Below are 4,120 nucleotides of genomic sequence, written 5' to 3' on the forward strand. Positions count from 1 at the left end.
ACCAAGACGGCTTCCACGACACCTGGAACATCATAGGAATCGCCAGCAATCCAACGGCGCAGATCTACATCTACGACCGCTACGGAAAGCTGCTCAAACAGCTGAGTCCACTAGGGCCTGGTTGGGATGGAACCTACAACGGTAACCCGATGCCATCGAGTGATTACTGGTTCCAAGTGATCTACCAAGAAGACGGGATAAACAAAGAGTTTAAAGGACATTTTAGTCTTAAAAGATAGCTTTCAACGATAAATAACTAAATGATATCTAATAATATTTCTATTGATGAAGAAATGATCTAACTTATTAAACTCAAGTTGTAGAAGGCAAAATAACCAAGCTATGAAAAAGGGATTGCTACTCTTAACGTTCTTACTTAGCTACGTCGGTTTCTCACAGACCGTGGTAATGCAGGACGGAACCTTTAACACCTGTATAGGCAATTTTACCGATTCCGGTAATACAACAGCAGCTTATGCAGATGGGGAAAATTTTACAATTACGCTCTGTTCAGATGTGGCAGGTTTAGGTATACTATTAGACTTCACGGAATTTGATCTGGGTGTAGGTGATGGCATGCAGATATTTGATGGCCCAGATACAGCAGCTCCCTTCCTCGGATTTTTTACTGGAACAACCAGTCCTGGTTTGGTAGAATCCACTGGTGCGAGTGGTTGCCTAACTATAGTTTTTCAATCTGACGCGGCTGGTGTAGGTAACGGCTGGAATGCAAACATTTCTTGTTGTCAAAGTATTGAGGCTGTTTTTGACAGCTCAGTCCCTGCAGATGTTGGCGGCACTATAACTGCTGCCCCAACTGACAATATTACGTTTAACGGAAGCGCAATTTTTGGTGTCGATGGCACGGGGGCAACCTATGAATGGAATTTCGGTGACGGAACCACAGCTGCCGGAACAACTGTTAATCACTCTTATATTGCAGACGGCGTTTATACCGTCACCCTTACCGTCACAGACGCCAGTGGTTGTGTTAGCACAAACAATATTGGAGTGCAATGCGCAATTGGCAGCGCCGACTTAGAAGCTGTTCAAGTAGGAGATGTCGCATTTGCTCGTGGTTCCTATATGGAACTTGGATTAGCTGCGAATGGTGCATTCGGTCCTCCTGCAGGATTGAGGCCGCCTCTTTTTAACGACCCTCGAGACGTTGCCAATAACCTCTTCGGATTTATCGCGAATCCGCAGCAGGACGGATGGATCGATTATGACGGATGTTACTTTACACCGGGATCTCCAGAAGAAGGATTTGCCATTGAGATCGACGGAGTTGCCTACAATAACAATACTGCCTTTGGACCCTCGGGAATCTTTGAAATTCCTGGTGGGATAGTATCCGCAGCAATTGAAGCAGATCCCTGTATTGGAGAATTGGCGGTGATCACTTGGTCTGGGCAGGTCGATGATATTCAAATAGATAGACGGGTAATTGTTACAAGATTGGGTCTGTTTATACAAATGGAAACTACAGTTACCAATGTGGGTGCCGTTCCAAAAAACGATATTTTCTGGATGCACAATGTAGATCCGGATAACAACCAATCCATTAACGGAAACTTTACGACCACCAATGAAATTATTTCGCAATCAGATTTTGCAGATCCTACCAGTTTCGTTTGTGCTTTCCAAGGTCCTTTAGCAGCTTCTCAACCAGATGCTGACGGGTCCAACGTATGTTACTATGCAAACGACCCGCGAGCTAAGGTAACCTTTGGAGGGTTTGCCAATCGAGACCCTTCTGATGTTTGGAACGGAATTGGGTTTACACAAACGGAGGGTGCTATAAACACTGCGGATGAGGCTATTTCTATTGCTTTTAATATTGGTTCTCTAGCACCGGGGGAGGCTAGAGATTTTGTTTATTTCTATTCGTTTGCTGATTTTGGTGGAGACGGAGTTTCTGCACCGTCCTTAATTAACATCACTGGGACACCACCGACGGTTTGTGACGGAACTGATGGCTTCATCACTTTTGCGAATTTGGTGCCCGATACAGATTACACCATCAATTATGAAGACGATGGTGTTCCCGTTGGACCGTTGGTATTTACCTCTAACCCTCTAGGTGAGATTGTGTTAACAGGTCTGGATGAAGGAACTTATGATATGTTCGACTTTGAGAATGCACTTGGTTGTGCCTTCTCCGCAGATGATGTGATCAACTTACGCGATCCGGAGCCACCATCATTCACTGTTGTTGCAACAGATCCTACAGGCTGTACGCTAGATGGAACTCTAGAATTTGTTGGTTTATTGGTAGACACAACTTATAGTGTGACCTATACGGTAGACGGGACGGTTGTGGGCCCTCTGGATTACACCTCTGATGCTACTGGAAGTATCATTATCACTGGACTGGGACCAGGTACTTATACACTGATCACCCTAGAACGTTTGGATTGTGTAACTATAGATCCTGGAACCTATGACCTTATCATTCCTGGGTTCACCTTTGACATTACCACAACCAATCCGTTGAGCTGTGTTCCAGAAGGAACTTTGACCATTACTGGCTTGAATCCAAGTGAAGCCTATGAGATTATTTACACTGTAGATGGTGTGGTAGTTGGTCCAGTAAGCTATACAACAGATCCGGCAGGGACCATTATTATAACAGGTTTAGCCCAAGGAACCTATACCGATGTTACGGTAGAGCAAGGAGGCGTTTGTTCTATTGTAGATCCAGGTGTTTATGAAATTATCTATCCAGATATCACGTTTACGGTCACTACCGTTGATCTGGTTTTCTGTAATTCTGATGGGGAGTTGATCCTAGACGGATTGTTCCCGTCCACAACTTTTGATGTGACCTATACCGTAGATGGCACCGTGGTCGGGCCTTTGGCTTTGACTTCTGATGCTGCTGGTCAATTGATTATAGGTGGCCTTGATGCTGGAACTTATACAGATATTACCGTGGAGTCTTCTCCTTGTATAACGGTAGATCCAGGTCCTTACGTCTTGAATAATCCAGTTCTTGATCCCGTAGTGACGCCAATTGATTCACCTGTTTGTGGTCCAGATGGAGCACTGCAGATAAGCAGTCTGACTCCTGGATTCACTTACGATATTGCCTACACTGTTGATGGCGTTGCTCTTGGTGCAGTTTCATATACAGCAGATACAGCAGGAGTTGTTTTGATCGGAGGACTGTTGGCTGGAGTTTATACAGATGTCATTGTGACCTTGAATGATTGTACCATCACTTTACCAGGTCCATTTGTGATAAACAATCCTCCAGATCCCGTCTACACCCCACCGGTAGCTTACGAGCTTTGTGACTACGACGGCACTTTGGATGACACTACGGAGTTTGATTTAAGCACGGTGACCACGGCGATGACTGGTGACGATCCGCTGCTTACGGTGAACTACTTTGTTTCTTTAGCGGATGCAGAGGCTGGCACTCCAACGCTTCCTTTGCTGTATACCAACACGAGCAATCCACAGACCATTTGGACGCGCATTGAGGTTACGGCCACGGGCTGTTTTGTGATCGAGAGTTTTGATTTGGTGGTATTAGACACACCATTTGCGAACCCACCGGTCTCGCTTAAGGAATGTGATACGGATACGGATGGTTTTGATGAGTTTGATCTGACTCAGGCCGATGCGGATATCATTGGCGGTCAGACGGGCGTTTTTGTAAACTACTACTTCAGTTTTGCGGAGGCCGAGATCGGCGATCCCGCCACAGCACTGGCCAGTCCGTATACCAACGTAACGAGTCCACAGACGGTTTACGCACGAATTGAAAACACCTTGACGGGCTGTTTTGACATTACGGAGCTGGAACTGATCGTGATTCTGGCTACACCGCTGCCCACTTACGAGCTGTGTGACGACGATGTAGCGGACGGCTTTACAGTCTTTGATCTGACCCTTTGGGATTTTGAGATCGCCGCAGACCCTACCGGTCTGGATATTACCTATCACGAGACGGCTGCAGATGCCTCAGCAGGAACCCCTGCCATTACTCCGGCAGACGCCTATACCAATACCAGTAACCCACAGACGATCTACGTCCGGGTAGTAAACTCCGACGGCTGTGTGACCATTGGTCTTTTTGAGTTGGAAGTACTTCCACTACCGATCTTTGTCA

General features: G+C 46.1%; 2 protein-coding genes. Both read left to right on the forward strand.

Going from position 1 to position 4,120, the window contains the following annotated elements; translation table 11 throughout:
* The coding region (locus POW22_RS10310) for a T9SS type B sorting domain-containing protein (RefSeq protein ID WP_272832596.1) at window positions 1-239 on the forward strand (239 nt) is incomplete at its 5' end.
* 103 nt (window positions 240-342) lie between these two features.
* Window positions 343-4,120: PKD domain-containing protein (locus POW22_RS10315; protein WP_272832597.1), on the forward strand; the 3,778-nt coding region annotated here is incomplete at its 3' end.

The organism is Gilvibacter sediminis (genome assembly GCF_028561565.1).
GTDB classification, from domain to species: Bacteria; Bacteroidota; Bacteroidia; order Flavobacteriales; family Flavobacteriaceae; genus Gilvibacter; species Gilvibacter sediminis.